26 protein-coding genes and 1 pseudogene are annotated in these 26,364 nt (G+C 56.0%); 9 read left to right on the forward strand and 18 right to left on the reverse strand.

Annotated features, from left to right (window positions below):
* Positions 1 to 4 precede the first annotated feature (4 nt).
* From ATO67_RS12690 to cyoA, 7 genes are all read right to left on the reverse strand, one after another.
* Positions 5 to 994 (reverse strand): adenosine deaminase, encoded by a 990-nt coding sequence (locus ATO67_RS12690; protein ID WP_067649397.1) that lies wholly within the window; start codon positions 992 to 994, stop codon positions 5 to 7.
* Positions 991 to 2,211, reverse strand: coding sequence for a phosphopentomutase (locus ATO67_RS12695; RefSeq protein ID WP_067649400.1), 1,221 nt, complete (start codon positions 2,209 to 2,211; stop codon positions 991 to 993). Before ATO67_RS12695 ends, ATO67_RS12690 begins: the two co-directional genes overlap by 4 nt.
* Before the next feature lie 86 nt (positions 2,212 to 2,297).
* Positions 2,298 to 3,077, reverse strand: a complete 780-nt coding sequence (locus ATO67_RS12700) for an SURF1 family protein (protein WP_067649403.1) — start codon at positions 3,075 to 3,077, stop codon at positions 2,298 to 2,300.
* 120 nt (positions 3,078 to 3,197) lie between these two features.
* Positions 3,198 to 3,620: a cytochrome o ubiquinol oxidase subunit IV gene (cyoD, locus tag ATO67_RS12705; RefSeq protein ID WP_067649406.1), complete on the reverse strand. Its 423-nt coding sequence runs from the start codon at positions 3,618 to 3,620 to the stop codon at positions 3,198 to 3,200.
* Entirely contained in the window at positions 3,620 to 4,246 is a 627-nt protein-coding gene (cyoC, locus tag ATO67_RS12710; RefSeq protein WP_067649409.1) for a cytochrome o ubiquinol oxidase subunit III, read from the reverse strand. Before cyoC ends, cyoD begins: the two co-directional genes overlap by 1 nt.
* A 4-nt stretch (positions 4,247 to 4,250) precedes the next feature.
* Positions 4,251 to 6,254, reverse strand: a complete 2,004-nt coding sequence (gene cyoB / locus ATO67_RS12715) for a cytochrome o ubiquinol oxidase subunit I (protein WP_067649412.1) — start codon at positions 6,252 to 6,254, stop codon at positions 4,251 to 4,253.
* A 139-nt stretch (positions 6,255 to 6,393) separates the two neighbouring features.
* Positions 6,394 to 7,482 (reverse strand): ubiquinol oxidase subunit II, encoded by a 1,089-nt coding sequence (gene cyoA / locus ATO67_RS12720; RefSeq protein WP_067649833.1) that lies wholly within the window; start codon positions 7,480 to 7,482, stop codon positions 6,394 to 6,396.
* Between the two features lie 318 nt (positions 7,483 to 7,800).
* Here cyoA and ATO67_RS12725 point away from each other — a divergent pair, with 318 nt between their 5' ends.
* Positions 7,801 to 9,123, forward strand: coding sequence for an MFS transporter (locus ATO67_RS12725; protein WP_067649415.1), 1,323 nt, complete (start codon positions 7,801 to 7,803; stop codon positions 9,121 to 9,123).
* A 69-nt stretch (positions 9,124 to 9,192) separates the two neighbouring features.
* Here the strand turns inward: ATO67_RS12725 and ATO67_RS12730 are convergent, their stop codons facing one another.
* Positions 9,193 to 9,771 carry a TadE/TadG family type IV pilus assembly protein gene (locus ATO67_RS12730; protein WP_082760255.1) on the reverse strand — a complete coding sequence of 193 codons (579 nt, stop codon included), beginning with the start codon at positions 9,769 to 9,771 and terminating at the stop codon, positions 9,193 to 9,195.
* Positions 9,772 to 9,784: 13 nt separating this feature from the next.
* Positions 9,785 to 10,369, reverse strand: a complete 585-nt coding sequence (locus ATO67_RS12735; RefSeq protein ID WP_067649421.1) for a TadE/TadG family type IV pilus assembly protein — start codon at positions 10,367 to 10,369, stop codon at positions 9,785 to 9,787.
* Between ATO67_RS12735 and ATO67_RS23280 the strand changes: the two genes are divergently transcribed.
* The 3 genes from ATO67_RS23280 to ATO67_RS12745 all read left to right on the forward strand — a co-directional run bounded on the left by ATO67_RS23280 (position 10,278) and on the right by ATO67_RS12745 (position 12,315).
* On the forward strand, positions 10,278 to 10,514 hold the full coding sequence (locus ATO67_RS23280; protein ID WP_173645936.1) for a hypothetical protein: 237 nt from the start codon (positions 10,278 to 10,280) through the stop codon (positions 10,512 to 10,514). The genes ATO67_RS12735 and ATO67_RS23280 overlap by 92 nt on opposite strands.
* 141 nt (positions 10,515 to 10,655) lie before the next feature.
* Positions 10,656 to 11,411 (forward strand): FadR/GntR family transcriptional regulator, encoded by a 756-nt coding sequence (locus ATO67_RS12740; protein ID WP_245303973.1) that lies wholly within the window; start codon positions 10,656 to 10,658, stop codon positions 11,409 to 11,411.
* A gap of 37 nt (positions 11,412 to 11,448) precedes the next feature.
* Positions 11,449 to 12,315, forward strand: a complete 867-nt coding sequence (locus tag ATO67_RS12745; protein WP_067649424.1) for an amidohydrolase family protein — start codon at positions 11,449 to 11,451, stop codon at positions 12,313 to 12,315.
* A 60-nt stretch (positions 12,316 to 12,375) separates the two neighbouring features.
* Here the strand turns inward: ATO67_RS12745 and fabI are convergent, their stop codons facing one another.
* The 3 genes from fabI to fabA form a co-directional block, all read right to left on the reverse strand.
* Positions 12,376 to 13,182: an enoyl-ACP reductase FabI gene (fabI, locus tag ATO67_RS12750; protein ID WP_067649427.1), complete on the reverse strand. Its 807-nt coding sequence runs from the start codon at positions 13,180 to 13,182 to the stop codon at positions 12,376 to 12,378.
* A 6-nt stretch (positions 13,183 to 13,188) separates the two neighbouring features.
* Positions 13,189 to 14,412 carry a beta-ketoacyl-ACP synthase I gene (fabB, locus tag ATO67_RS12755; protein WP_067649839.1) on the reverse strand — a complete coding sequence of 408 codons (1,224 nt, stop codon included), beginning with the start codon at positions 14,410 to 14,412 and terminating at the stop codon, positions 13,189 to 13,191.
* A gap of 78 nt (positions 14,413 to 14,490) precedes the next feature.
* Positions 14,491 to 15,006 carry a 3-hydroxyacyl-[acyl-carrier-protein] dehydratase FabA gene (fabA, locus tag ATO67_RS12760; RefSeq protein WP_067649430.1) on the reverse strand — a complete coding sequence of 172 codons (516 nt, stop codon included), beginning with the start codon at positions 15,004 to 15,006 and terminating at the stop codon, positions 14,491 to 14,493.
* 298 nt (positions 15,007 to 15,304) lie between these two features.
* Here fabA and irrA point away from each other — a divergent pair, with 298 nt between their 5' ends.
* Positions 15,305 to 15,724, forward strand: a complete 420-nt coding sequence (irrA, locus tag ATO67_RS12765; protein ID WP_067649433.1) for an iron response transcriptional regulator IrrA — start codon at positions 15,305 to 15,307, stop codon at positions 15,722 to 15,724.
* Positions 15,725 to 15,757: 33 nt separating this feature from the next.
* On the opposite strand, the gene ATO67_RS12770 is transcribed toward irrA, so the two are convergent.
* Entirely contained in the window at positions 15,758 to 16,807 is a 1,050-nt protein-coding gene (locus ATO67_RS12770) for a Fe(3+) ABC transporter substrate-binding protein (protein ID WP_067649436.1), read from the reverse strand.
* Between the two features lie 173 nt (positions 16,808 to 16,980).
* On the opposite strand from ATO67_RS12770, the gene rirA reads away from it, so the two are divergent.
* From rirA to ATO67_RS12785, 4 genes and pseudogenes are all read left to right on the forward strand, one after another.
* Positions 16,981 to 17,469, forward strand: coding sequence for an iron-responsive transcriptional regulator RirA (gene rirA, locus ATO67_RS12775; RefSeq protein WP_067649440.1), 489 nt, complete (start codon positions 16,981 to 16,983; stop codon positions 17,467 to 17,469).
* A 136-nt stretch (positions 17,470 to 17,605) separates the two neighbouring features.
* Positions 17,606 to 18,646 carry an AbrB family transcriptional regulator gene (locus ATO67_RS12780; RefSeq protein WP_067649441.1) on the forward strand — a complete coding sequence of 347 codons (1,041 nt, stop codon included), beginning with the start codon at positions 17,606 to 17,608 and terminating at the stop codon, positions 18,644 to 18,646.
* Positions 18,647 to 18,754: 108 nt separating this feature from the next.
* Positions 18,755 to 18,935: pseudogene (locus tag ATO67_RS22370) on the forward strand (ABC transporter substrate-binding protein); the annotation flags it as partial.
* 191 nt (positions 18,936 to 19,126) lie between these two features.
* Positions 19,127 to 19,609 (forward strand): gluconokinase, encoded by a 483-nt coding sequence (locus ATO67_RS12785; RefSeq protein WP_067649445.1) that lies wholly within the window; start codon positions 19,127 to 19,129, stop codon positions 19,607 to 19,609.
* On the opposite strand, the gene ATO67_RS12790 is transcribed toward ATO67_RS12785, so the two are convergent.
* From ATO67_RS12790 to ATO67_RS12810, 5 genes are all read right to left on the reverse strand, one after another.
* A complete protein-coding gene (locus ATO67_RS12790; protein WP_067649448.1) occupies positions 19,606 to 20,907 on the reverse strand; it encodes an NAD(P)/FAD-dependent oxidoreductase in 1,302 nt (433 codons plus the stop codon). The genes ATO67_RS12785 and ATO67_RS12790 overlap by 4 nt on opposite strands.
* 1 nt (position 20,908) lies before the next feature.
* On the reverse strand, positions 20,909 to 22,270 hold the full coding sequence (locus ATO67_RS12795; RefSeq protein ID WP_067649451.1) for a glutamine synthetase family protein: 1,362 nt from the start codon (positions 22,268 to 22,270) through the stop codon (positions 20,909 to 20,911).
* A 175-nt stretch (positions 22,271 to 22,445) separates the two neighbouring features.
* Positions 22,446 to 24,095: an ABC transporter ATP-binding protein gene (locus ATO67_RS12800; RefSeq protein ID WP_067649455.1), complete on the reverse strand. Its 1,650-nt coding sequence runs from the start codon at positions 24,093 to 24,095 to the stop codon at positions 22,446 to 22,448.
* Positions 24,092 to 25,234, reverse strand: coding sequence for an ABC transporter permease (locus tag ATO67_RS12805; protein ID WP_067649459.1), 1,143 nt, complete (start codon positions 25,232 to 25,234; stop codon positions 24,092 to 24,094). Before ATO67_RS12805 ends, ATO67_RS12800 begins: the two co-directional genes overlap by 4 nt.
* Positions 25,234 to 26,322: a microcin C ABC transporter permease YejB gene (locus ATO67_RS12810; RefSeq protein WP_067649462.1), complete on the reverse strand. Its 1,089-nt coding sequence runs from the start codon at positions 26,320 to 26,322 to the stop codon at positions 25,234 to 25,236. Before ATO67_RS12810 ends, ATO67_RS12805 begins: the two co-directional genes overlap by 1 nt.
* Positions 26,323 to 26,364: the final 42 nt, after the last annotated feature.

The following is a 26,364-nucleotide window of genomic DNA, read 5'->3' on the forward strand; positions in this document are numbered from 1 at the left end:
CGATTTATGCCGCTGTCGACTGCGCATCCAGCTTGGCAAGCAGCTTCGCGCGCGTGTCCTCATCCACAAAGGCGGCCTCAAGCGCGGTACGCGTCATGGCATTGGTCTCGGCATCGCTGAATCCGAAAGCATGGCGCGCGATCTCGTATTCCTGCGCCAGCGACGTGTGGAAGAACGGAGGATCATCTGAGCTGATGCAGACGCGCAAGCCTGCATCGCGAAGGCACTTCAGGGGATGACTTTCGAAATCTGGATAGACATGGAGCGCGATATTGGAGCCGGGGCAGACTTCCAACACCGTTCCGAGTTCCACCAGTCGCGCCACCAGCGCATCATCCTCGATGGCGCGCACGCCGTGGCCGATGCGTTGGGGTTTGACAAGATCAAGCGCATCCGCCACGCTGAACGCGCCGCAGACTTCGCCCGCGTGAATGGTGAGCCCAAGCCCGGCATCACGAGCGATATCGAAGGCGCGGGCGTAATCCGCCACGCGGCCCATGCGCTCTTCACCCGCCATGTTGAAACCTGTGATAAGCGGGTGCTTGACCCGCGCCGCATATTCCGCAGCGGCAATGACGCTTTCCGGGCCGAAGTGGCGCTCTCCGGTGACGATGATGCGCGCTTCGATGCCGGTCTTTTCCTTCGCCGCCGCGATGCCTGCCGCGATCCCCGAGAGATAGGCATCCGCGCCCAAACCGATACGGTCGCCGTGATCAGGCGAAATGATCAGCTCACTATAGATGGTGTTTTCACCGGCCAATTCGGTCAGATAGGTTTCGGCCAGAAGCGCGTAATCGTCCTCGGTCTTGAAGACCTGAGCCACGGCATCATAGCAGCGAATGAATTCGGCAAAATCCGTCCAGATATAAGCGCCATCGCGCATGAAGCAGCTGCTGTCTATGCCGTATTTCCTCGCCTGTTGTACCACCAGCGCGGGCGGCGCGGCACCTTCCAGATGGCAGTGGATTTCTGCTTTCAACAAATGCGACGTCACAAGAAACTCCTGCCGTAGCGGCCAGTTGGGATGCCAAGATGAGTGGCGATGCTTTCGCCGATATCGGCAAAGGATGAGCGTATCCCGATATTGCGTTCGCGGATGCCGGGACCGAAGGCCATGATCGGCACGCGCTCGCGGGTGTGATCCGTGCCGCGCCATGTGGGATCGCAGCCATGGTCGGCGGTGAGAATGGCGATATCACCCGGCTGCATCTTGCGGTGAATTTCAGGGAGGCGGGCGTCGAAAGCCTCAAGTGCTGCGGCATAACCCGCCACGTCGCGGCGGTGTCCGTAATTCATGTCGAAATCGACAAAATTGCTGAAGACGAGATCGCCGTTTTCGGCCTCGTCCATCGCCTGCAATGTTGCATCCATCAGCGCTTCATTGCCATTGGCCTTGATAACGCGGGTAACACCCTGATGTGCATAGATATCGCCTATCTTGCCGATGGCGAGCACCTTACGGTCCATCTCCACCAGACGGTCGAGCAAGGTCGGCTCCGGCGGCAACACGGAAAAATCGCGACGATTACCGGTTCGCTCAAAAGTAGCGACAGTTTCTCCGGTAAAAGGCCGGGCAATGACGCGGCCGATATTGAGCGGATCGACCAGTTTGCGGACCGTCTGGCAAAAGGCGATCAGCCGCTCTAGCCCGAAATGCTCTTCGTGCGCGGCGATCTGGAAAACCGAGTCCGAGGACGTATAGCAGATGGGCTTGCCGGTGCGGATGTGTTCTGGGCCGAAACGGGCGATAATGTCGGTACCGGATGCATGACAATTGCCGAGAATGCCGGGAACCTCACCCTGTTCGCAAATGGCTTCAACCAGTTCAGGAGAGAAGGCGTCGCCCTCAGACGGGAAGTACCCCCAATCGAACCGCACCGGCGTGCCTGCTATTTCCCAATGACCTGATGGTGTGTCCTTGCCTTTTGAAACTTCATTGGCGCAGCCATGAACGCCATAGATACGTTCCGGCTGCTCCATGCCCGCTGGTGTTTCGCCGCTGGAAAGCTGGGCGATGTTCAAAAGGCCAAGCGCCGACATGTTCGGCAATTTCAGCGGGCCGGACCGGAGACCTTCGCGATCCGCCGCACTGGCGGCGCAGAATTCGGCGATGTGGCCCAGCGTGTTCGAACCGAGATCGCCATATTGCTCGGCGTCCGGCGCACCACCGACACCGAAGGAATCAAGAACGAGAAGAAAAGCTCGTGCCATGCGTCACCACAAAAAGCGCGGCGTAAAGGGCCGCGAGAACAAATGAGTGATATAATCACCGCGATCAGAAAGGTGAAACGCTTTCTTCAAGCACTGTCTTGATCGTCTGTCCTGGCTTTCTTTGGCGCATTGAGATTGCGTGTGACATACCAGCCAGCAGCTACAACCATGCCCGCCAGAATGTACCATGTGATGGCATAGGACAGATGGTTGTTGGGAAAAGTCAGCATCGTCTTGCCGCCGATGGGCAGGCCGCCGGGATTGGGTGTTGCATCCGCATCGATGTAGAAGGGAGCGGCGTTCTCGATCTGTTTGGTTTCAGCAATCTGGACGATATTGCGGGAGTACCAGCGATTGTTCTGCGGATCGTTGGCGCGCAGGAAAAGGCTGCCGGTTTCAGGCGCCCGCATCAGGCCGATTACCTCGACATTGCCTTCGACCTCGCCCTGGGGGCGGGTAGCCGGATCGCGCTTATTGGTCGGCACGAAGCCTCTGTTAACGATGACGCGTGTGCCATCCGCGCGTTGCAGGGGCGTCAGCACCCAATAGCCGGGGCCGAGATCGGTCACGGTATAGACCTGAACCTCATCCTGATGGCGATATGTGCCGGTAATCTTCACACGGCGATATTCGTATTGCGAAGGATCCGTCATTGCAGGCCATTCGCTTGGCGCGGAAATGTCCACGGGCGCGGCTTGCGCACGCTCCTCCACGTGAGCTACGAGATCGCGCTTCCACGCGAGACGGTTGACCTGCCATGTGCCAAGCGCCAGCAAGCAGTTGGTGAGGACGACGGTCATGAAAATGACGACGATGGCTGCCGGGCGGATGCCCTTACGTGGTGTGGTTTCTTTTTTGGTGGTCATTAGAGCTTTCCCGCTCAACAGAAACCCCATGAATCCGCTCTCCGATTCATGGGGTTTTTGTCTCTCGGAGAGGAGCGACCCGCTGTTACGCGGGCCACGATAGCTTTGCAACGGTGCCGGTTACGGCATGTTGCGCATCTGTTCCATCGTCATCGTCGGCATCATGTTCTTGTTCATGTTGTACATGACCCAGAGAGAACCGACGAGCGTGATCATGACCACAACCAGCGTGAACAGCAGCGACATGAAGGTCCAGCCGCCCTGCGACTTCGTGTTCATGTGCAGGAAGTAGATCATGTGCACGAACACCTGGATGACACCGAAGATCATGATGACGATGACGGTGGTCGTGCGGTTGTCGATGACATCGCCCATGACCAGCCAGAATGGAATTGCCGTCAGGATGACCGAGAGGATGAAGCCGATCATGTAGCTCTTGAAGGAGCCGTGATCCTCACCGCTATCGTGGTGATGATCGTCGCCATGGGCATGCCCGTGTCCGTGATTGTGATCGTGGTTATGGTCGTGTGTGTTTGCACTCATCACAGAACTCCAACCAGATAAACAAAGGAAAAGACGCCAATCCAGATAACATCCAGGAAGTGCCAGAACATGGAAAGGCACGTCAGGCGGCGCATGTTTTCAGGATGCAGGCCAAACTTCTTGACCTGGACCATGAGGGTAACAAGCCATATCACGCCGAAGGTGACGTGCAAACCGTGCGTGCCGACGAGCGCGAAAAAGGCGGACAGGAACGCGGAACGCTGCGGCGTCGCACCTTCGTGGATCAGGTGGTAGAACTCGTAAAGCTCCAGACACAGGAAGGCCAGACCGAACAGGCCGGTGATGGCGAGCCAGATCAGCGTCGTGTTGATGTTCTTCTTCTGCGCTTCCAGCATGGCAAAGCCATAGGTGATGGAGGAAAACAGCAGGAAGGCGGTGTTGATCGCCACCAGCTTCAGATCGAAGAGGTCTGCACCGGATGGGCCGGCCGCATAGCTGCGGCCGACCACGGCATAGGTTGCAAAGAGCGTCGCGAAAATAAGGCAGTCGCTCATCAGATACAGCCAGAAACCGATAGATGTACCGTTTTCCGTGTGGTGGTCTTCCTTTAGATAGAAGACCGGCTTTTCCGCGCCGTCGGCGCTCTGGGCAGGTGCTTGAGACATTCTGTTACGCCTGAGTTGCCAGCAGCTTCGTACGTTCTGCTTCGACTTCCGTCACATCCGATACCGGGATGTAATAGTCGCGATTGTAGTTGAAGGTGTGGGCGATGGAGACCGCTATAATCGCAACCAAGGATACGATTGCCAGCCACCAGATGTGCCACACCAGGGCAAAGCCGAGGACGACGCTGATCGCACTGATGATCACGCCCGTGCCGGTGTTTTTCGGCATGTGAATGGGGATGAAGCCATCGACCGGACGTTCTGCATTGTGTTTCTTCATATGGGCCCAGGCATCGATTTCATGCACGACCGGCGTGAACGCGAAGTTGTAGGCAGGCGGCGGAGAAGACGTAGACCACTCCAGCGTACGACCGCCATAGGGATCACCCGTCACATCACGCAATTGATCGCGTCTGATGTAGCTGACGATGAGCTGGATGATGAAGGACGCGATGCCGAGTGCGATAAGGAATGCACCGAAGGCTGCAACGATGAACCATATCTGAAGCGATGTGTCTTCGAACTGGCTGAGACGACGCGTGATACCCATCAAGCCAAGCACGTAGAGCGGCATGAAGGCAAAGTAGAAGCCGACGAACCAGAACCAGAATGACATCTTGCCCCAGAATGGATCGAGACGGTATCCGAATGCCTTTGGATACCAATAAGCGATACCCGCGAGAACACCGAACACCACGCCACCGATGATCGTATTGTGGAAATGGGCGATGAGGAACAGCGAGTTGTGCAGCACGAAGTCAGCTGGAGGAACGGCCAGCAAAACGCCCGTCATGCCACCGATGACGAAGGTGATCATGAAGCCCATGGCCCACAGCATCGGGACATCGAACGTGATGCGGCCCTTATACATGGTGAACAGCCAATTGAAGATCTTCGCACCGGTCGGGATCGAGATGATCATGGTCGTTATGCCGAAGAAGGCATTGACGCTGGCACCCGAACCCATGGTGAAGAAGTGGTGCAGCCAGACGACATAAGCGAGAATGGTGATAACCACGGTCGCGTAAACCATCGAGGCGTAACCGAACAGGCGCTTGTTGGAGAATGTCGACACGATCTCGGAGAATATGCCGAATGCTGGCAGCACGAGAATGTAGACTTCCGGGTGACCCCAGATCCAGATGAGGTTGACGTACATCATCGGGTTGCCGCCGAGATCGTTGGTGAAGAAGTTCGTACCAACGTAACGGTCAAGCGTCAGAAGTGCGAGCGTGCCAGTGAGGATCGGGAACGACGCCACGATCAGGATATTGGAACACAGCGATGTCCACACGAAGATAGGCAGGCGCATCAGGGTCATGCCGGGCGCGCGCATCTTGATGATGGTCACGATCAGGTTGATACCGGATAGCGTCGTTCCCACACCGGCGATCTGCAAGCCCCAGATATAATAGTCGACGCCCACACTCGGGCTTCCCTGAATACCCGACAACGGCGGATAGGCCAGCCAGCCCGTCTGCGCGTACTCACCGATGAACAGCGAGATCATTGTTATGACAGCTCCGGCTGTCGTCATCCAGAAGGAGAAGTTGTTGAGGAACGGGAACGAGACGTCACGCGCGCCAATCTGTAGCGGAATGATGTAGTTCATCAGACCGGTGATCATCGGCATCGCCATGAAGAAGATCATGATCACGCCGTGGGCGGTGAAAATCTGGTCGTAATGGTGCGGGTTGAGATACCCCTCAGAGCCACCAGAGGCTATAGCCTGTTGAATTCGCATCATGATGGCATCAGCAAAGCCGCGCATGAGCATGACGAGCGCCAAAATGATGTACATGATACCGATCTTCTTGTGATCGATACTGGTGAACCATTCCTTCCAGAGATATCCCCAGAGACGGAAATAGGTGAGTGCGCCCAAAACGGCCGCGCCACCAAGCGCCACGACCGCAAAGGTCACGATCAGGATTGGCTCATGGAAAGGGATGGATTCCCACGTCAGTTTCCCGAAAAGGAACGACGTTTGATCGGTATTGACGACCATTTTAGCCTCTTGCGATTTTCGGAGTGCTGCCTGCCCAACGGGACGAGTAGAGCATTCCCACGTCATTGAATCTACGTATCGGACAAACCGATGCGCTCAGAGCAGCGCGAACGACGCGCTGCATAGAATTCACTCTCACTCAGCCCGCGCTTTTACCCGCCGAAGGTAATTGCGCTTTCGTATCTGGCAAAGCTGCGGGCTCGAACGTCTGGCCTTCTATGGCCGCTGGCACAGACTGTGGACCTGACGCTATGCCGTAAGGCGAAAGCGGCGTGCAAACCACGGAGTTCAGAGCCTTGGCAATGTCGATGCCTTCCTTGCCGCCGCCGCCATTCGCGTCGATGTGCATCATGTCACGCATGCAGAGCTTGTTCGGCTCCACACAACGGTTGAGGATGGCATCGTAGAGCTGCGGATCGACATTGGCGAAATACTGCACGGGCTCGCGTTCGCTTGGCTTTGCGAATTCGAGATATTCCATGCGGCCGAAGCCCTTGCCCCCATCCTTGGCCTTGGCAACCCACTGATCGAAACCTTCCTGGCTCATGCCATGGAACTTGAAGCGCATGTGCGAGAAGCCGGGGCCGGAGAAGTTGGCCGAGAAGCCGTCGTACACGCCGAGCTTGTTGATGACGGCGTGAAGCTTCGTTTGCATGCCGCCCATGGCGTAAATCTGACCCGCCAGCGCCGGAACGAAGAACGAGTTCATCGCCGTTGTGCCGGTAATCTTGAAGTTGATCGGCACGTCGACAGGCGCTGCGAACTCATTGACGCTGCCGATGCCGAGTTCCGGGTAGAAGAACAGCCACTTCCAGTCCATGGCCACCACTTCGACGGTGATCGGCTTCATATCGGCCGTCACCTGACGATTCTCATCGATACGCTCGATCGGACGATAGGGATCCAAACGGTGGGTCGCGATCCAGGTGACCGTGCCGAGCATCAGAATGATGGCGACCGGAGCCGACCAGATCACCATTTCAAGACGCGTGGAGTGATGCCACTCCGGATCGTAATCCTCCGCCTTGGCGGATGCACGGTACTTCCACGCAAAAAAGAGCGTGAGAGCAAGAACCGGAACAATGATGAGGAGCATCAAAACCGTGGAAGTGATGATGAGGTCTCTCTGCTGGACTGCGATGTCACCGGCAGGATTCATCACAACGAGATCGCAGCCGCTCAAAAGCAGAAGCGACGAAATAGCCAACAGGGCAGATGGAATTTTCATGAGCGTGCGCACGTTCTGATACTCGTACTGTTTTTGGTAATGTCGCGTATAATTGTCAAACGTCATAAAGGACATGAGGTAGTTTGTCGCGGTGCAGCATAAACTTAAAACTGCAATCGTTGCGGCAATCGGATTTTGAGCCGAAAAGGATGAGTGCGCCCCATTATCTCACACGATACGGTCTGGGCAAGCCCCTACGCGCATTCTGTAATTGACGGGTTCAAACCCCTGTGTGACAATCCGCCGCATATGACACAGCGCAAGAGGAGGCGGGTGCGTCATGGACAAGTGCTCTGCACTGCGCAGGAGGGAATTTTTATGAGTTATACCGATACGGCTTTTCCGCAACACAAAGGACCAACCGGTCAGTCGCCAGCGCCGGTTGCTGTCGATCCAGACCGCATCACGATTGCGGTCATTCTGGCCCGAATGACGGAGTTCTTCGATTTTTTCGTCTATGCAATCGCATCCGCACTGGTTTTCCCTCACGTCTTTTTCTCCTTCGTCGATCCCCTGACGGCCACTCTCTATTCATTTGCGGTGTTCTCGCTGGCTTTCATTGCCCGCCCCATCGGCTCGCTCCTGTTTCTCCAGATCGACCGTAAGTTTGGACGTGCGGTCAAACTGGCGACAGCGCTGTTCACGCTCTGTGGCTCCACCATGGCGATCAGCTTTCTACCCTCCTATGCCGAAGCTGGAATGATCGCGCCCATTCTTCTTGCCGTCTTCCGTATCGGCCAGGGTGTTGGTCTCGGCGGCGCGTGGGATGGCCTTGTCTCGCTGCTTGCCATGAATGCGCCTGAAAAACAGCGCGGCTGGTACGCTATGATGCCGCAGCTCGGTGCCGCCATGGGCTTTGGTCTGGCCAGCGCGTTCTTCATTATCTTCACAACACAGCTTTCCAATCCGGAGTTTCTGGCATGGGGCTGGCGCTTCCCGTTCTTCGTGGCCCTGGCGCTTAATGTTCTGGCGCTGTTTGCGCGGCTACGCATGATCATGACACCCGAATTCCAGACGATGCTGCAACAGCATGAGCTCGAGCCGAAGCCGATGTTTGAAATGCTGCGCAAGCAGTCACGCGTTGTGCTGACGGGTGCTTTCGTGCCACTGGCAAGCTTTGCCCTGTTTCACCTTGTCACAGTCTTCCCGCTTAGCTGGGTGTCACTCAACACCGACCAGAAGGTTTCGGATTTTCTGTTTGTTCAATTTGTAAGCGCCATCATCGCTGGTGGCATGATTGTCGTTTCAGGCGTTCTCTCCGACAAATTCGGTCGTCGCAAGTTGCTGGGCGCTGCCGCTGCAATGATCGCGGTGTTCAGCTTCATCGCGCCGGTTCTTCTGTCATCGGGCGATATTGGCCGTTACCTTTTCGTGTTGATCGGATTTGCGCTGCTGGGCTTGTCCTTTGGCCAATCCGGCGGCGCACTGGCATCGCGTTTCAGCCGCGAATACCGCTATACCGGAGCGTCGCTAACGTCAGATATTTCCTGGCTGATCGGCGCAGGCTTCGCGCCACTAGTGGCCCTTGGCTTCTCGTCCAAATTCGGATTGTTTGCCGTCGGCATTTATCTTCTGTCCGGTGCGGTCTGCACGCTTGTCGCGCTATATTTCAGCCGAACGCTGGACATGCCTGCCGAGTAACATGACTTGAAACCTGAAGCGCCGCAGGATCACAAGCGATCCTGCGGCGCTTTTTATACTGGTCAGTTTTCAGCAATCCGAGCAGGTGATCGGATCTGCTTCGCGCTTGGCGAAATAATAATCGCGGCCAATGGTGATCGGTGTAATCTTTGACGACAATGTCGACATGAACATCAAAAGCGTGTGGGGAATCGTCAGTTCCGCATGGACGAGAAAAGCATTAGGCTGCTTCAGGTTTTCAGGGATTTTCACGACAGAATTGACGGGATAAGGCCGCTGATTATCCTGATCCCATGACCAGCTGATCTTCGCGATCTTGTTGGCGTCGACCTGTATCCCGCTGATCTTCAACTTGAGGCCGGTTGTTCCATACGGCACGAAAATGGCCGCAGCTACGTCCTTCATGGTGTTGAGATAGGCCTTGTTGACGGTCTGCGGCTGGGACGTCAAATCTGCAATCGCGCCAGCGGCTCGCGTCGCACGCTTGTAGACGCTAAAGCCGATTGTGAGCTCAAACGCTGTAATGTAAAGCGCGAGCAGGATCGGAAAAATAATGGCGAATTCTACAGCGCCCACGCCCTGACGATCGCGTCTCAGTCGATTGAACGTCTGGCCCAGAGCGCGCATGGCTTGCTTCGTTTTTCTCATGATCTGGACGCACTCATTGATAGGCTTCATTGCGGTAGGCGTCCGTTGCGACGATCAGAAAATGGGATGGCATGGAGCCGTCCTTGGGACGAATTTTTGTAAGATAAGGCCTGACAAGATCGGTGATCACTTGCCAGCGGTAATAGACACGCAGCATGTTGATCGACGTCGGCCCACCCGGCGTGAATCCGAACGCCGAATCATCCAGATCGAAGTACTGGCCGTTCGGCGTCAGCGGTATTGTCTTGGGTATGTCCGCGAAAGTGTTGAAACGCCTTAGATCGATATAGAGCTTCTGCGGTATTTTGATCTCATCGACAGAGCAGGTGATCAAGATCGACACTTCAGCGCAGAACTGCTTTCGGAAATCTTCCTCGGTGATCGTATTGGCGATCTGCCCGGTGCGCAACTTGCGCGCCATGGTGTCAGTCGCGTTTGTCACCAACTGCTCTCCGACCAAAGCGAGAAACGTCTCTATAATGGCGAAGACGATCAGGAAATAAGGGATGGCCAGGATCGCAAACTCTATCGCTGCCGACCCATCGCGGGAGCGGATGAATCTGGCGGCCGGATTTGTTTTGGAAAACACTGATCGCATAGGGCTTTTTATCTTCATGATGAGAAAGCATGTCTGGCCCGAAAGCTTTTATGCGATAGAACTATATGGCTGCTTCCTTTACATTCCCTTGCTTGAAATCATTGCATTTCCCCTAATGACACGATTTCCCCGCTGGACCAGATGAGCGCCACGCGGAGATCATATCAATGGAAGACAGAAATAATATAAATATTGCCAATTTTGTGCATTTGCGGGATATTTACAGGACTGATATTTTTAACGGAAACGCCTTTCTGGCAGTTTCCACTTTGCCTGGGGTGAACATTTGGCCAGCTTCAATGAAACCGTCGAAGGCGGTGTAAAAGAACATTCCGCTATCGGTCGCGCAGGTGGCTCGCTCGTCAGCCAGACGGCGGATGCATTGCGGCAGTCCATTTTGTCCGGTGAATACAAGCCCGGCGATAAGTTACCGAGTGAAGCGGGCCTAACCGAACTGTACAAGGTCAGCCGTACCGTCGTGCGAGAAGCCGTCGCTGCGCTGCGCGCCGACAAACTCGTGGAAGCCCGCCATGGCGCAGGCATTTTTGTGCTGACCTTGCCAATACAGCAACCGCAACCGTTTCAGGACGTGGACCACGACCGCATCTCGTCGATTATCGAGCTTCTGGAATTGCGTGCCGCGGTGGAAACCGAGGCGGCGGAACTGGCGGCGGTTCGCCGATCACCCGCGCAGGAAGAAGCGATCATTCGCTGTCTGTCCGCTGTTCAGGTTTGCATAGAGAAGGCAGAGCCGACAGCCGAGGCCGATTTCAAGCTGCACCTCGCCATTGCCGATGCGACCAACAATCCGCGCTTTCGCGAGTTTCTGGAAGTCATGGGTCAGAATATCATCCCGCGTGCGGCATTAAGGTCATCCCAGTCCGAGCAGACTGCCGCCTCTTACCTGCGACAGCTTCAGAACGAGCACGACGTGATCGTCCACGCAATCTCAGATGGCGATGCTTCCGCCGCCCGGGAGGCCATGCGGAAACACTTGAAGGGTAGCCAGCAGCGCTACCGCGCCATGTTGCGGCAGGGCTGATCGCCAGAACCAAGGGCGGATGCCCAAAGGAGTTTCAATGACATTGGTTAGAACCTTTGAGGGGAAGAACCCTCGTATAACAATGCCGAAAGGCGCAATCGATACTCAAATGCACATGTATCTGCGCGACTTTCCCGCTCAGGAGGGAGGACCGCCTGTGCCGGAGGGAACGCCAGGGCCAGATGAGTATCGCCGCCTGATGAAATGGATCGGCATAGAGCGTGTGGTCATAACCCAGGGGAATGCCCACCAGCGTGACAATGGCAACCTGATCGCCTGCCTGCGAGAAATGGGCAGCGTGGCCAAAGGCGTAGCCGTCGTGACGCGCGAAACACCGCTTGATGAGTTGCAGGAACTTGTCGAAGCAGGTGTCGTTGGTGCACGCATCATGGATCTACCAGGTGGTGCCGTCGATCTCACCCATCTGGAAGAGGTCGACAGCATAGCGCAGGAACTCGGCTGGTCCGTTGCTGTTCAGTTCGATGGCTCCAACATTCTCGATCACGAGCAGAAGCTCGCCGCAATCAAGAGCCGTTGGATTTTCGATCATCATGGCAAGTTTTTTTCCGGCGTCACGCCCGACAGCGATCAGATATCGGCTCTGAAGCGGCTGATCGAAAAGGGAAATTGCTGGTTCAAATTTGCTGGTTGCTATGAATCGAGTCGCTCAGGCGCGCCAGATTTCGAAGACATCGCAGCCGTCGCCCGCGTGATTGCGGAACACGCGCCGGAGCGCATCATCTGGGGCACCAACTGGCCGCACAACAACGCGAAAACAACCGAAGAATATCTAGATGATGCAGACCTGCTGGATACGGTGCTATCGTGGTTGCCATCCGATGAAGCCCGCAAAAAAGCACTGGTGACGAACCCCGAAGAACTGTTTGGTTTCGATCCGGTCTGAGTGAATATGCAAAAAGCCCGGGTTGACCGGGCTTTTTCAAGTCTGGAAATATCTTAGGCCTTAACCGCCGTCGGCGTTATAAAGCACTTCCAGTGTCGGAATCGACGTGATGTTGAAGCCGCCATCGACATAGTGACATTCGCCGGTAACGCCGCGCGACATATCCGACAAAAGATAAAGTGCGGAACCGCCGATATCGTCGATGTCAGGTGTGCGGCGAAGCGGTGCGTTCTTCTGGTTCCAAGAGAAGATCGCCCTCGCGTCCGAAATACCCGCACCTGCCAGTGTACGCACTGGACCAGCGGAGATTGCATTGACGCGAATGCCTTTCGGCCCGTAATCAGCAGCGAGATAGCGAACGGAGGCTTCCAGTGCAGCCTTTGCAACACCCATGACATTGTAATTCGGAATAACGCGCTGCGAGCCGTTATAGGTCAGCGTCAGAATTGAGCCGCCATCGGTCATGAGAGCAGCTGCGCGCTTGGCGATTTCCGTGAACGAGAAACAAGAGATGACCATGGTGCGGCTGAAATTTTCACGCGTGGTATCCGCGTAAAGACCCTTCAATTCATTCTTGTCGGAAAAGCCTATCGCATGAACCACGAAATCGAGAGAGCCCCAGCGCTCGCCCACCGTTTCGAACAGGGCATCCACCGAGGCAATATCCTCGACGTCGCAAGGCACGATAAAGTCGGAGCCGAGCTCCGCAGCCAGCGGCTTTACGCGCTTGCCCAGGGCTTCGCCCTGATAGGTGAAAGCAAGCTGTGCACCCTGCGCAGCCAACGCCTTGGATATCCCCCAGGCAATGGAATGATTGTTGGCGACCCCCATGATGAGGCCGCGTTTTCCCTGCATGATCCCATTCATGGGCAATTATCCGTTATAGCGCTGGAAGACGAGCGTAGCGTTGGTACCGCCGAACCCGAATGAGTTGGAAAGAACCGTATCGATCTTGGCATCGTCGATGCGCTTGCGAACGATGTTCACGCCCTCGAATTCGGGATCGAGGGTCTCGATATGCGCGCTTTCGCCGATGAAACGTTCCTGCATCATCAACAGGCCGTAGATCGATTCCTGAACGCCTGCGGCACCCAGGGAGTGACCGGTCAGCGACTTAGTAGACTGGATGTGAGGAATCTTCGAGCCGAACACTTCACGGATCGCACCGATTTCCTTGCTGTCGCCAACGGGTGTCGATGTGCCGTGTGTGTTGACGTAATCGACCTCGCCCTTCACCGTTGCGAGTGCCTGACGCATGCAGCGAACAGCGCCCTCACCTGACGGTGCGACCATGTCGTAACCATCTGATGTCGCACCGTAACCGACGATTTCCGCATAAATCTTTGCCCCGCGCGCCTTGGCATGTTCCAGTTCTTCCAGAACCAGAACACCAGCACCGCCTGCAATGACGAAGCCGTCACGATTGACGTCGTAGGCGCGAGACGCAACGGTTGGCGTCTCGTTATATTTGGAAGACATCGCACCCATGGCGTCGAACAAGTTGGACATGGACCAATCTAGGTCTTCATGGCCGCCGGCAAACATCACGTCCTGCTTGCCCCACTGAATCATTTCAGCCGCATTGCCGATGCAGTGCGCAGACGTCGAGCAGGCCGACGAAATCGAGTAGTTCACGCCGTGGATTTTGAACCAGGTCGCAAGCGTCGCGGATGCCGTCGAGGACATGGCCTTCGGCACGGCGAATGGGCCGATGCGCTTCGGGCTGTTGTTCTTCAGCGTGATGTCAGATGCTTCAACGATGGTGCGGGTGGAAGGTCCACCGGAACCCATGATGATACCAGTGCGCTCATTGCCGCTGATGTCGCTTTCTTCCAGACCGGAATCGGCAATCGCCTGCTTCATGGCAACGTGGTTCCAGGCACCGCCTTGGCTGAGGAAACGCATAGCGCGACGGTCGACCAGATCGGTTGGGTCGAGCGATGGCTTGCCCCACACCTGGCACTTGAAGCCGTGTTCAGCAAAATCCGGTGAGAACGAGATTCCCGACTTCGCGTCTCTCAATGACGCCGTAACCTCTGCGGCATCCCCGCCGATCGATGAAACAATACCGAGGCCGGTGACTACAACTCTTCTCATAAAGTTGACCTTTTCTCTGTTTGCCGCATGACGCATCTGCTCTTTCGCGGTTAAACCGCCAAGAGCAGACATCCCATATCAGGCGGTCTTTTCTTTAGACAGGCCGACACGCAGGTCCGACGCTTGATAAATCGTTTCGCCATCGGCCTTCAGCCAGCCATCGGCAGTGCCAAGAACCAGGCGGCCACGCATGACGCGCTTGAAATCGATGCCGTATTGAAGGAGCTTCGTCTCGGGACGAACCATGCCCTTGAATTTGACTTCACCTGTGGACAACGCCATGCCGCGGCCCGGCTCGCCCAGCCAGCCGAGGAAAAAGCCCGTCAGCTGCCACATGCCGTCGAGACCAAGGCAGCCCGGCATAATGGGATTGCCCTGAAAATGGCATGGGAAATACCAGTCATCTGGAGATACATCATACTCCGCACGGATGAAGCCCTTGTCGTGAGCTCCGCCGGTTTCCGAAATTTCGGTGATGCGGTGAACCATGAGCATAGGAGGCAGAGGAAGCTGCGCATTGCCGGGGCCAAACAGTTCGCCACGTCCGCAAGACAGAATTTCCTCGTAATTGTAGCTCGATTGCCTCGTTGACATGTTGCTCCGCTTCCCCGTTCACTGGTGTTGAAGGACTTCTTTAGAGCAAGTTAGGTTCAAAATGAAGCGCCACAAGGGCAGCTTGCATCTTCAATCACTTAAGCTCTTGGCAAAGTCCTGTCTTAACATGGCGCCCGCATACAGGAAGCGTAAGTCCTGAACCAGAGGAAAATTGCAAAAACGCCCGGTTTGCAGCCAATTGCTACTGCTGCCATGACGGAAACTATTGAATGCAGTGCCCGTAAAAGTTATATGCTTTCTAAATTGAGTTTATTTGACAGCTTTTGGGGCCGCACTTATGGCATTTGACGCCACGCTGGATATTGGAACAAGGTTGCGCCGTTTCGGCTTGCGACCTACGCGCCAGCGTGTGGCGCTTGGCGACCTTCTGTTTGCCAAGGGCGACCGGCATCTCACGGTTGAAGAACTGCATGACGAAGCCGTGAACGCAAATGTTCCGGTATCTCTGGCAACCGTATACAACACACTGCATCAGTTTACCGAGGCCGGTCTGATCCGCGTTTTGGCCGTGGAGGGTGCGAAAACCTATTTCGACACCAACGTCTCCGACCATCACCACTTCTTTGTTGAAGGTGAAAACGAAGTTCTGGATATCCCCGTCAACAATCTGCAGATCGACAATCTACCGGAGCCGCCTGAGGGCATGGAAATCGCCCATGTCGACGTGGTCATCCGCCTGCGCCGCAAGCGTCGCTGATATCGTCAGGCCTAGGCCATCGCTCAAGCGTTCCTAGTTTGACGGACCTTCGTTGAAGCCGACCTCATCGACCAGTTCGGACGCTTGTTTACGGTGAGCAGCTATGTCAGCAAGTGACAAAGTGTCTGGCTTGATCGGGCCAAAGTTCTTCACGACATCTGAAGGCTGCCCGCCAGGAATCACCGGATATTCGAAAACTTGCTTGGCGTAAATTTCCTGCGCCTCACCGGACGCAAGGAATTCAATCAGCTTGAGAGCATTTTCACGGTTTGGTGCATATTTCGTCATCGCCACGCCGGAGATATTCACATGTGTTCCCCGGTCGTTCGCATTGGGGAAGATCACACGAACGGCGTTACCCCAGACTTTTTCTTCCGGTTCCTGCTCGTTGGTCAGCATCAGGCCAACATAATAGGTGTTTCCAAGCGCGATATCGCATTCGCCGGAATAAATGGATTTGGCTTGTGTGCGATCCGTACCATCCGGTTTGCGGGCCAGATTGTTCTTCAATGCCGTCAGCCACGTGCGGGTGTAGTCAACACCGTGATGGGCGATCATCGATGCGAAGAGCGCAATATTGTAGGAATGCTGGCCGTCGCGAATGCAGACTTTGCCTTTCCATTTCGGATCGGCAAGCTCCTCATAGGTAATATCTTTCTGGCTTACACGGTCTTTTGAGGCATAGACGACGCGTCCACGCGTCGTCAGACCGAACCACTCGCCCTCAGGGTCACGCAGATTGGCGGGGATATCCTTTTCGATGATCGGATCGTTCAGGACGGACTGCGTAACCTTACCTTCCTTGGCTTCGACCAAACGGGCTATGTCGACGGTCAGGAGAATATCGGCGGGAGAGTTGACCCCTTCTGCCTGAAGGCGCTCCACCAGTCCTTTGTCCAGAAACAGGACATTCGTTTCAATACCGGTCTCTTTGGTAAAGGCGTCCAGCAAAGGCTGGATCAGTTCCGGTTGCCTGTAGGAGTAGACGTTGACCTCGCCACCCGCAAAAGCTGTGGACATTCCGCCACTGGCAACCAAAGATGTCGCCGCCATCGCATAAATCACGGATTTCATGCTTGCCATGGGAAACGCCTCCGATAAATTCGATTCTTGAGTTGTTTGTTCATGAATCGAATGGACGGTCAACGGGGCAATTTTGAGAACCAGAAATCTGCGAGAGATTTTTTTACTTCTGGAATTGTTCTAAACTGAAAAAGCGACTATATGACTCCACATTATAGAGTCAGGAGATCAGCATGCGTTTGACCAAACAGACCAATTATGCCGTCCGCATGTTGATGTACTGCGCCGCCAATGAGGGCCACCTCAGCCGTATCCCGGAAATTGCCAAGGCTTATGGTGTGTCGGAATTGTTCCTGTTCAAAATTCTTCAGCCGCTGAACAAGGCAGGCCTTGTTGAAACCGTGCGTGGCCGCAATGGCGGCGTCAAGCTCGGCAAGCCAGCAGACCAGATCAGCCTTTTCGATGTTGTGAAGGTCACCGAAGACAGCTTCGCGATGGCTGAATGTTTCGAGGACGGCGCCGTCGAGTGTCCGCTTGTGGATAGCTGTGGATTGAACTCTGCACTTCGCAAGGCGCTCAACGCGTTCTTTGAAGTCCTGACACAGTATTCGATCGATGATCTCGTCAAGGCACGCCCGCAGATCAGCTTCCTGCTAGGCCTTGAAGAAACCATGGCAAAGCGCCGGCCCGTTAGCGTTGCGGCCACGGCCCCAGCAGCCTGAAGCAGGCGAGACCGGTGATATGAAACCCGCAACATCGTTTGCGGGTTTTTCTTTTTGCCATCCAGTTGACGACAGCGGTTGAACGGGCGCAACTGCACATAGATACTCGCCTGTCCCGATTCCATTCGTATGTGCAATGATCACCAAGCCAGACCTCTACAGCTTTATCCTGACCATCATCATTGGCAGCATCGGCGCCTTCATCGCCTTCGTCATCGGTCTTCCGGCTCCGTTTTTGTGCGGTCCGGCACTTGCCGTCACCCTTGCCGGGTTGGCAGGTTTTAAGCTGTCGATCCCTCCCCTGTTGCGAAACGCCACATTCGTTGTCGTCGGCATTTCCATGGGAACGAGCGTTACGCCACAGGTCATCGACGCTGCAAGGGCTTGGCCGCTGAGTTTCCTGGCGGTTCTAGTTACGGTCGTTATACTTCTCTACGTAGCCTTCTGGATCCTGCGCTACGGTTTTGGCTATGATCGCACGACAGCGATGCTGGGCGCTTCGCCCGGCCATCTCAGCTACATCATCAGCCTGACAGCGGAAACAAAGAGCGATCTGGCAACCGTCAGTGTCATTCAGAGTGTCCGCGTACTGGCGCTGACGCTCGCCGTACCGCTGCTCGTTGAGTATTTCGATCTGATCAGCATAGAACCGATTATCCTGTCGCCACCGATGAGCCCTGTCGTCTTAGGCATGACCATTCTTGCGTCGCTTGCAGTCGGTTGGATTTTCATGCGCTGGCGCTTTCCGGCAGCACTGCTTTTGGGCGGCGTTGCGGTTTCGATCGGTATTCACATCACCGGCTTGACCAGCGGCGGCGTCCCGAGTTGGCTGAGCCAACCCACTTACATCATATTGGGCAGTCTCATCGGCACGCGTTTTTCCCGTGCGTCCCTTCGCGACATGCAAAAGGCGTTTGTCGCTGGCGGGGTGGTCACCATAGCTGTCATGGTCCTTTCCTCGGTGGTTGCGATATTGGTTTCACGGCTGACGGGCGTACCTCTCAACGCTGTCATGATTGCGTTTGCGCCTGGAGGATTGGAAACGATGGCAGCCATGGCGGTCATGATGCACGCCGATACCGCATATGTCGGTTCACACCACGTTCTGCGTCTCTTGTTTCTATCCGTGCTGATGCCATCAGTCATGGGCAAGGATGCGCGCAAGAAACAGGACTAGACCTAAGTTCTTCGTTAGAATCCGCATGCATTCAGCTTCGAATGCGATCCTCTTGGCCCGGCTCTCGTCACGACCACCGGACCGGGGAAAAATCGCCTACATCGACATGAGTACGACTTTCCCGCCGCCGCTCTCCCTGCCGTTCAGAAGACCTGCGGCTTTCCGCTGAATCCGAATCAACTCATCACGCTATCCGGCAGCGACACCGCTGCAACCATCGCAGCTGCTGCCAGCCAGACGAATAACGCCAACGCGGCCACGGATCTATGGCACCGATGGTGGCATTGCTTCGCAACTCCTGCCGTGTTGGTCCATAGCGGACTATCGATGCTGGAAGCAAAAGCCGCCAAGCGCGCAGGCTACTGACATGTTGCCAGCCCCGATGTGTAGAAAAAGTTTCCGCGGCGCTCCGCAATACGGTAAGCGGTTGAGACGGGTTTTGAAATTGCAGAGGTCATCGTGAAACAGGCAATCATCGTTATGGGTGTCAGCGGCTGCGGCAAGTCCACTGTGGGTGAAGAACTGGCTGACAAGCTGAGCATTCCCTTTATGGAGGGTGACAAGCTTCACCCCGCTTCCAATGTCGAAAAAATGGCTGCCGGAATGCCATTGACGGACGATGATCGCTGGCCGTGGCTGGATCTGGTCGGTGCCCAACTGCACAAAGGTTTTGAGGCTGGCGGCATCGTCATCTCTTGCTCTGCACTGAAGAAAAGTTATCGTGAACGTCTGCGTGATGCCTGCGGTGGACCGCTAGCTTTCGTTTACCTGGAAGGAAGCGAAGCGCTTTTGACCGAGCGCATGGGTGCCCGCACAGGCCACTTCATGCCGCTCTCGCTGCTGAAGACCCAGCTCGCAACGCTGGAAGTGCCAACCAGCGAACCCAGCGTCGTCACCGTCAGCATCGACGCCACGCCAGACGAGATAACCGAGAATGCCTTGAAGGGTCTATCTGCTCTTTAAACGCCCAGCTTGTCACGAAGACCGTACCACCAGGCACCGAGCATGGTCAGCGGCACGCGGAACGTCTTTCCGCCCGGAAACGGGTAGTTCGGCAGCGATGACCAGACGTCGAAGCGTTCCGCATGGCCAGCCACCGCTTCGCCCAGTATTTTGCCCAACAACTGTGTCGTCGTCACACCATGGCCGCTGTCGCCGTGGGAGAAATAGATGTTGGGTGCCAGGCGTCCGATGTGCGGAACACGGGTCAGCGTCAGCGCGAAATTGCCACTCCAAGCAAAGTCGATTTTGGCGTTTTGCAATTGCGGAAAAGTTTTGAGCATATTGGGACGGATGACGCTGGTTAGGTCGGCTGGATCGCTGCCGCCATAACCGATACCGCCGCCATAGAGCAGGCGATTGTCGGAGGTGCGGCGATAATAATCGAGGATGTAATTGGCATCCTCGACGCAGTAATTGGCAGGCAGCAGTTCTTCGATCAGCGCCGCGTCCAGCGGCTCCGTCGCCATCACCTGGCTGGATACCGGCATCATCCGCTCACCGATTTCCGGCAATAAACCGCCGAGATAGGCGTTTCCGCAGACGAGTACATATTTGGCGGCAACTTTGCCCTGCGCTGTCCGAACGACCGGGTTTGCCCCTTGTTCGACCGCGATGACGCGTGAGTTTTCGAAGATGCGCCCACCCAATCGATCGATAGCTTCAGCTTCGCCCAGAACATAATTCAGCGGATGAATATGGCCGCCGAAACGGTCGATCATGCCGCCCGCGTAACGGTCCGACTTCACGTATTTGCCGACCTCGGCTTTGGAGACCATTTCGAGACCGGTATGGCCGTGCTTTTCCCAATTGGCCTTGTTGGCCGCCATTTCGGTGATCTGCTTGGGTGTGAAGGCCGCAAAGAACCCGCCATCGACAAGGTCGCAATCGATCTCGTATTTCGCCACACGCTCGCGGATGATCTGGCCGCCTTCAAGTGACATTGCACCCAATTGCGAAGCCTTTTGCGCTCCGTAACGACGGGCTATCGTGTGAAGATCGCGGCTGTAACCATTGACGATCTGTCCGCCGTTGCGCCCCGATGCGCCGAAGCCGACCCTCTCGCCTTCCAGCACGATGACAGAGAAACCTTTTTGCGCCAGTTCCAGCGCGGCCGACAGACCGGTGAAACCTGCACCGATGATGCAGACATCCGCATCCTGATCGCCCTGAAGCGCCGTTCGCACGGTTTTGGTGTTGGCGGACGCCGCGTACCATGACGTGGTGTGGCCAGGATTTGGGGCGTTTGTTACGTCTGCCATGTCACACCGTCCTGATATATGCGTCGTACTCGACGTCGGTCACGCGTAGCGAAAATTCGGACAATTCCTGCTGCTTGCAGGCCGAATAAAGCGTGCGGTATTTCTGCCCGAAGGTTGCATAGGCAAAGCTCGACCGGGTGAAGCGCTGAAGCGCGTAATCCCAGTTCGTTGGCAGTGGCTCATGGTTGACAGCATGGCTGTCACCGGAGATCGCCCCGCCTGGCTGGCGCTTCTCTTTCATGCCGGCAAGTGCCGCACTGAGGATCATGGCAAGCACCAGATAGGGGTTGGTATCGGCACCAGCCACGCGGTGTTCAATGCGGGTGGCGGGTTTGCTCGCCACGATAACGCGCACGGCTGCGGAGCGGTTATCGATACCCCAGGAGGCATAAGTCGGCGCATGTTCGCTGGGGCGCAGGCGGCGGTAGGAGTTGGCATGCGGTGCAAACACCGCCATGCTTTCTCCCATATTCTCTAACAGGCCGCCGACTGAATGCATCAGCGCTTCAGAAGGGCCATTTTCTCCCGCGTAGATGTTGTTGCCATCCCTGTCCAGCATGGAAAAATGGACGTGCATGCCATTGCCAGCCTGCATGCCGTAAGGCTTGGCCATGAAGGTGGCATCAAGATCATGCTTGCGGGCAACACCCTTGACGATACGTTTCAGAAATACGGCGTAATCTGCAGCCTGAAGCGCATTGGGCACATGGTTGAGGTTAATTTCATACTGGCCAGGACCATTCTCGCGAAGGGTCGTGTCCGCCCCCACATTCTGTGCGCTGCAGGCAGTTGAGATGTCGTGAAAAACACCCTCGAAATCCTGCAATTCCGAGATAGACAGGACTTGCGTCTGGCCTGTATGCCAGCGACCCTCGCGGCTACGCGGCGGGCGCACGGGGTCGAGTGCGGAGCGAACGGGGTCGATCAGATAAAATTCCAGCTCCGTGGCAACAACCGGCGTCAGTCCGCGTCGGGTAAAGCCCGACAGTACCTGCGCTAGCACGTTGCGCGGATCGCCATAAAAACCGTTGCCGTCGGGATCTTTCATGGCCAGCAGAACCTGCGCCGTGGGACGCCCCAGCCATGTGACGCGTGATAGTGTTTCCGGGACGGCGAAGCACAAACCATCGGGATCGCCTGTGCCTTCCGCGAGGCCTGCGGCGTTGACATCGCGGCCCCAAATATCCAGCGCGTACACGGAGCGTGGCATGGCCATGCCTTTTTCCAAAACATCGATGGCGCGTTCACGCGGTATCCACTTGCCGCGTGGCACTCCGTTTACATCGATGACAAAGGCTTCGAGAATTTCAATGTCAGGGTTTTGTTCAAAGAACGTCTTCGCGTATTCAATATCGACCATCATTCACCAGCAGGTTGTTTCGTCTTCTGTTCGCGGCAGAGTCGCTAACGGAAAGCATCCACAAGCTGATAAATTAGATATCGCACCGTCATGATGACATTAGGCCTCATTGTTTCCCACGTTCTTGTCCCACCCTACGTGGGCTTGCCCCAGAAGGCCAGCGTGTTCTTGAAAATGCCTAATCGCTGATGGCTGCCGTCTTGACCGCCTCAATATTAAAAGCCGCCGCCATCAGAGCGCGCGTATAGTCCTCCTTTGGCGCCTCAAAGATAGTTTTGGCCGGGCCGCTTTCCACCACTTTGCCCTGACGCATTACAATCATGTCGTTTGCCAATGCTTTTACGACCTTCAGATCGTGGCTGATGAAAAGATAAGCCAGATCATGTCTGGCTTGCAGATCGCGCAGCAGGTCCACCACTTGGGCCTGCACGCTCATATCCAGTGCCGATGTCGGCTCGTCCAGCATCACGAAGCGGGGCTTCAGCACCATGGCGCGGGCAATGGCGATGCGCTGCCTTTGGCCACCGGAAAATTCGTGCGGGAAGCGCCAACGAGTGGCGGTATCGAGGCCCACCTCATCCAGCGCCTGCGCCACGCGCCGGTCCCGCTCATCCGCAGATAGCGAATTTTCATGCACCCGCAAGCCTTCAGCGATGATCTCACCCACAGACATGCGCGGACTGAGCGAACCATAGGGATCCTGAAACACCACCTGAAGCCGGTTTCTGAGCGGCTTCATCATGCCGTAGGAATAACCTTCGATGGACTGGCCGAGAAAGGAGATGCGACCCTTGGATGAAATCAGCCGCGATAGCGCCAGACCAAGCGTGGTCTTGCCGGAACCGGATTCACCAACCACGCCCACCGTCTGCCCTGCCCGCAGGGTAATATCGATGCCATCCACCGCCTTGACGTGATCAACCACCTTGCGCATCAACCCGGCCTTGATCGGGAACCAGACCTTGATGTCATGGCCCTGCATGACAACAGGCTTGCTGCTATCGGAATGCGGTGGTTCGCCCTTTGGCTCGGCCGCCAGAAGATGGCGCGTATAGGCGTGCTGCGGATCGTTAAAGACCTGCGCGACCGTGCCTGTCTCGACGATTTGGCCCTTGGTCATCACGCAGACACGGTCTGCGAATTTCCGCACGATGCCCAGATCATGGGTGATGAACAGCATGGACATGCCATGCTGGTTTTTCAGATTGCCCAGAAGCTCAAGGATCTGCGCCTGCACCGTGACGTCGAGTGCTGTCGTTGGTTCATCGGCAATCAGCAGCTTTGGCCGGTTGGCGAGTGCCATGGCAATCATCACGCGCTGGCGCTGCCCGCCTGACAGCTCGTGCGGATAGGCCTTCAAGCGCTTTTCCGGCTCACGGATACCGACCTGCAACAGCAATTCCAGGATGAGTTTGCGCGCCTCGGCCCCCGATAGGGCCTGATGAAGCTCCAATATCTCGCCAATCTGCCGCTCAATGCTGTGCAGCGGATTGAGCGAGGTCATCGGCTCTTGGAAAATCATGGTGATATCGTTGCCACGAACGGCGCGCAGCTCACGCATTGAAGCGTTCAGCAAATCCTTGCCTTCAAACAGGATCTGGCCAGACGGATGGCTTGCGGCAGGGTAAGGCAGCAATTTCAGGATCGAGTTTGCAGTCACCGATTTACCGGAACCGGACTCACCCACCAACGCCACCACTTCACCCGGCATGATATCGAACGATACGTGATCGACGGCCACGGTTTCCTTGCCGCCCTGATGGAAGGCAATGGAAAGGTCACGGACGGAAAGAAGCGGCGTTGTCGTCTGGTCCGTCATGGCACTCATCGGAAGGTCTTTCGCGGATCAAAGGCATCACGCACGGCTTCGCCAACGAAGATCAGCAAAGACAGCATGATCGACATGGTGAAGAAGGCCGTGAGCCCCAGCCATGGTGCCTGAAGGTTGTTTTTGCCCTGCGCGATCAGCTCACCCAGCGAAGGAGAACCGGGCGGCATGCCAAAGCCGAGGAAGTCGAGCGATGTCAGCGTGGTAATCGAGCCTGAGAGAATGAACGGCAGGAAGGTCAGTGTCGCGACCATGGCGTTTGGCAGAAGGTGGCGGTACATGATGGTGCCATTGCCGACGCCAAGCGCGCGTGCGGCGTTGACATATTCGAAGTTTCTGGCGCGCAGAAACTCGGCGCGAACGATGCCGACGAAACCGACCCAGGAAAATAGCAGCATGATGCCCAGCAATACGAAGAAACCGGGTGGCAGAATGGCGGCGATGATCAGCAGGATGTAGAGCACCGGCATGGACGACCATATCTCGATGAAACGCTGCATCAAAAGGTCTGTCCAGCCACCGAAATACCCCTGCACGGCACCGGCGCTGACACCGACGACGGCAGAGGCGATGGTGAGCGCCAACCCGAACAACACGGAAATGCGGAAGCCGTAGATGACGCGAGCAGCCACGTCGCGCGCCTGATTATCCGTGCCGAGCCAGTTGAGATTACCGAGCGTGCAGCCCGGATCGTCCGTCCCTTGCGGATAACCGGAGCAGCGTTCTTGCGCATCCATCAGCCAGAAGGGTGCTGTGGGTGCCGAATGAGGGATGTTCGAGTTGACTGTCTGATAAGAGTATCGGATCGGCGGCCAGATCATCCAGCCATTGGCGTTAATCTCATCCTGAATGAAAGAGGATTTATAGTCCGTCTGCGCCAGAAAGCCGCCGAATTTCTCTTCCGGGTAATCGACCATGACAGGCATCAGGATCTCGCCCTTGTAGGAGGCAATGATTGGTTTGTCATTTGCCAGAAATTCGGCAAAGAGGCTCAACCCGAATATGACAAGAAACAGCCAGAACGACCAATATCCGCGGCGGTTCGCCTTAAAATTCTGCCAGCGCCGCACGCTTGTCGGAGAGAAGAACGGACGCTTTTGAGGCGGTGCATCGGTGACAACAGGAGTTGTAACACTCATCACACATCCCTCCGCTCAAAGTCGATGCGCGGATCGATCCAGGTATAGATCATGTCGGAGATGAGGCTGACGACGAGGCCCATCAGCGAGAAAATGAACAACGTTCCGAACACAATCGGATAATCGCGGTTGACGACCGAGAGGTAACCGAGTCGTCCAAGGCCATCCAGCGAGAAGATGTTCTCGATCAACAGCGAACCGGTGAAGAAGGCGGAGATAAAGGCACCGGGGAAACCAGCAATGACGATTAACATGGCGTTGCGGAAGACGTGGCCGTAGAGAACCTTACGTTCGGACAGGCCCTTGGCGCGGGCCGTGACCACGTATTGCTTCTTGATCTCATCGATGAAGGAGTTCTTGGTCAGCAGCGTCGTAGTTGCAAAGGCCGAGAGAATGAGCGCAGTCAGTGGCAGTGCTAAATGCCAGAAATAGTCGATGATCTTCTGCCACCATGTCAGTTCGGCAAAATTATCCGATGTCAGCCCGCGCAACGGGAACCAGTCGAAGAACGAACCACCGGCAAACACCACGATCAGCAGAATGCCGAACAGGAAGCTTGGCACCGCATAACCGACGATGACGATGCCCGATGTCCAGACATCGAATTTGGAGCCATCCGAAACAGCCTTCTTGATGCCGAGCGGGATGGAGATGGCGTAGGAGATGATCAATATCCAGAAGCCGAGCGAGATCGACACCGGCAGCTTGTCGATGATGAGATCGATGACGGAGGCATTGCGGAAGAAGCTGTCGCCGAAATCGAAGCGGATGTAATTCCACATCATGTCGAGGAAGCGCGTCAGAGGTGGCTTGTCGAAACCGAACTGCTTTTCGAGTTTGGCGATGAGTTCCGGATCCAGCCCCTGCGCGCCGCGATATTTCGAACCGCTTTCATCCATCCCTCCACCCATGAGGTCGCCACCGCCAGAAAGACGGTCAGACGCACTGTCGCCGGAGCCGGACAACTGGGCGACAACCTGCTCCACCGGTCCACCCGGTGCGAACTGGATGACGAGAAAAGAAATGCCCATGATGCCGATGATGGTCGGTATCATAAGGGCCAGACGCCGCAGAATATAAGCTCCCATCAGGCGCTTCCATGCATGGCAAGAGGTTTGGCTGTCATCGGC

It is taken from the genome of Agrobacterium bohemicum, assembly GCF_001562555.1.
Classification (GTDB): Bacteria; Pseudomonadota; Alphaproteobacteria; order Rhizobiales; family Rhizobiaceae; genus Agrobacterium; species Agrobacterium bohemicum.

Excerpts from the sequence above, each read along its gene's own strand:
- ATO67_RS12695 (WP_067649400.1), bottom strand. The coding sequence starts at position 2,211 with ATGGCACGAGCTTTTCTTCTCGTTCTTGATTCCTTCGGTGTCGGTGGT.
- ATO67_RS12700 (WP_067649403.1), bottom strand. The coding sequence starts at position 3,077 with ATGACCACCAAAAAAGAAACCACACCACGTAAGGGCATCCGCCCGGCA.
- cyoD (WP_067649406.1), bottom strand. The coding sequence starts at position 3,620 with ATGAGTGCAAACACACACGACCATAACCACGATCACAATCACGGACAC.
- cyoC (WP_067649409.1), bottom strand. The coding sequence starts at position 4,246 with ATGTCTCAAGCACCTGCCCAGAGCGCCGACGGCGCGGAAAAGCCGGTC.
- cyoB (WP_067649412.1), bottom strand. The coding sequence starts at position 6,254 with ATGGTCGTCAATACCGATCAAACGTCGTTCCTTTTCGGGAAACTGACG.
- cyoA (WP_067649833.1), bottom strand. The coding sequence starts at position 7,482 with ATGAAAATTCCATCTGCCCTGTTGGCTATTTCGTCGCTTCTGCTTTTG.
- ATO67_RS12725 (WP_067649415.1), top strand. The coding sequence starts at position 7,801 with ATGAGTTATACCGATACGGCTTTTCCGCAACACAAAGGACCAACCGGT.
- ATO67_RS12730 (WP_082760255.1), bottom strand. The coding sequence starts at position 9,771 with ATGAGAAAAACGAAGCAAGCCATGCGCGCTCTGGGCCAGACGTTCAAT.
- ATO67_RS23280 (WP_173645936.1), top strand. The coding sequence starts at position 10,278 with ATGGCCAGGATCGCAAACTCTATCGCTGCCGACCCATCGCGGGAGCGG.
- ATO67_RS12735 (WP_067649421.1), bottom strand. The coding sequence starts at position 10,369 with ATGCGATCAGTGTTTTCCAAAACAAATCCGGCCGCCAGATTCATCCGC.
- ATO67_RS12745 (WP_067649424.1), top strand. The coding sequence starts at position 11,449 with ATGACATTGGTTAGAACCTTTGAGGGGAAGAACCCTCGTATAACAATG.
- fabI (WP_067649427.1), bottom strand. The coding sequence starts at position 13,182 with ATGAATGGGATCATGCAGGGAAAACGCGGCCTCATCATGGGGGTCGCC.
- fabB (WP_067649839.1), bottom strand. The coding sequence starts at position 14,412 with ATGAGAAGAGTTGTAGTCACCGGCCTCGGTATTGTTTCATCGATCGGC.
- fabA (WP_067649430.1), bottom strand. The coding sequence starts at position 15,006 with ATGTCAACGAGGCAATCGAGCTACAATTACGAGGAAATTCTGTCTTGC.
- irrA (WP_067649433.1), top strand. The coding sequence starts at position 15,305 with ATGGCATTTGACGCCACGCTGGATATTGGAACAAGGTTGCGCCGTTTC.
- ATO67_RS12770 (WP_067649436.1), bottom strand. The coding sequence starts at position 16,807 with ATGGCAAGCATGAAATCCGTGATTTATGCGATGGCGGCGACATCTTTG.
- rirA (WP_067649440.1), top strand. The coding sequence starts at position 16,981 with ATGCGTTTGACCAAACAGACCAATTATGCCGTCCGCATGTTGATGTAC.
- ATO67_RS12780 (WP_067649441.1), top strand. The coding sequence starts at position 17,606 with ATGATCACCAAGCCAGACCTCTACAGCTTTATCCTGACCATCATCATT.
- ATO67_RS12785 (WP_067649445.1), top strand. The coding sequence starts at position 19,127 with ATGGGTGTCAGCGGCTGCGGCAAGTCCACTGTGGGTGAAGAACTGGCT.
- ATO67_RS12790 (WP_067649448.1), bottom strand. The coding sequence starts at position 20,907 with ATGGCAGACGTAACAAACGCCCCAAATCCTGGCCACACCACGTCATGG.
- ATO67_RS12795 (WP_067649451.1), bottom strand. The coding sequence starts at position 22,270 with ATGATGGTCGATATTGAATACGCGAAGACGTTCTTTGAACAAAACCCT.
- ATO67_RS12800 (WP_067649455.1), bottom strand. The coding sequence starts at position 24,095 with ATGAGTGCCATGACGGACCAGACGACAACGCCGCTTCTTTCCGTCCGT.
- ATO67_RS12805 (WP_067649459.1), bottom strand. The coding sequence starts at position 25,234 with ATGAGTGTTACAACTCCTGTTGTCACCGATGCACCGCCTCAAAAGCGT.
- ATO67_RS12810 (WP_067649462.1), bottom strand. The coding sequence starts at position 26,322 with ATGGGAGCTTATATTCTGCGGCGTCTGGCCCTTATGATACCGACCATC.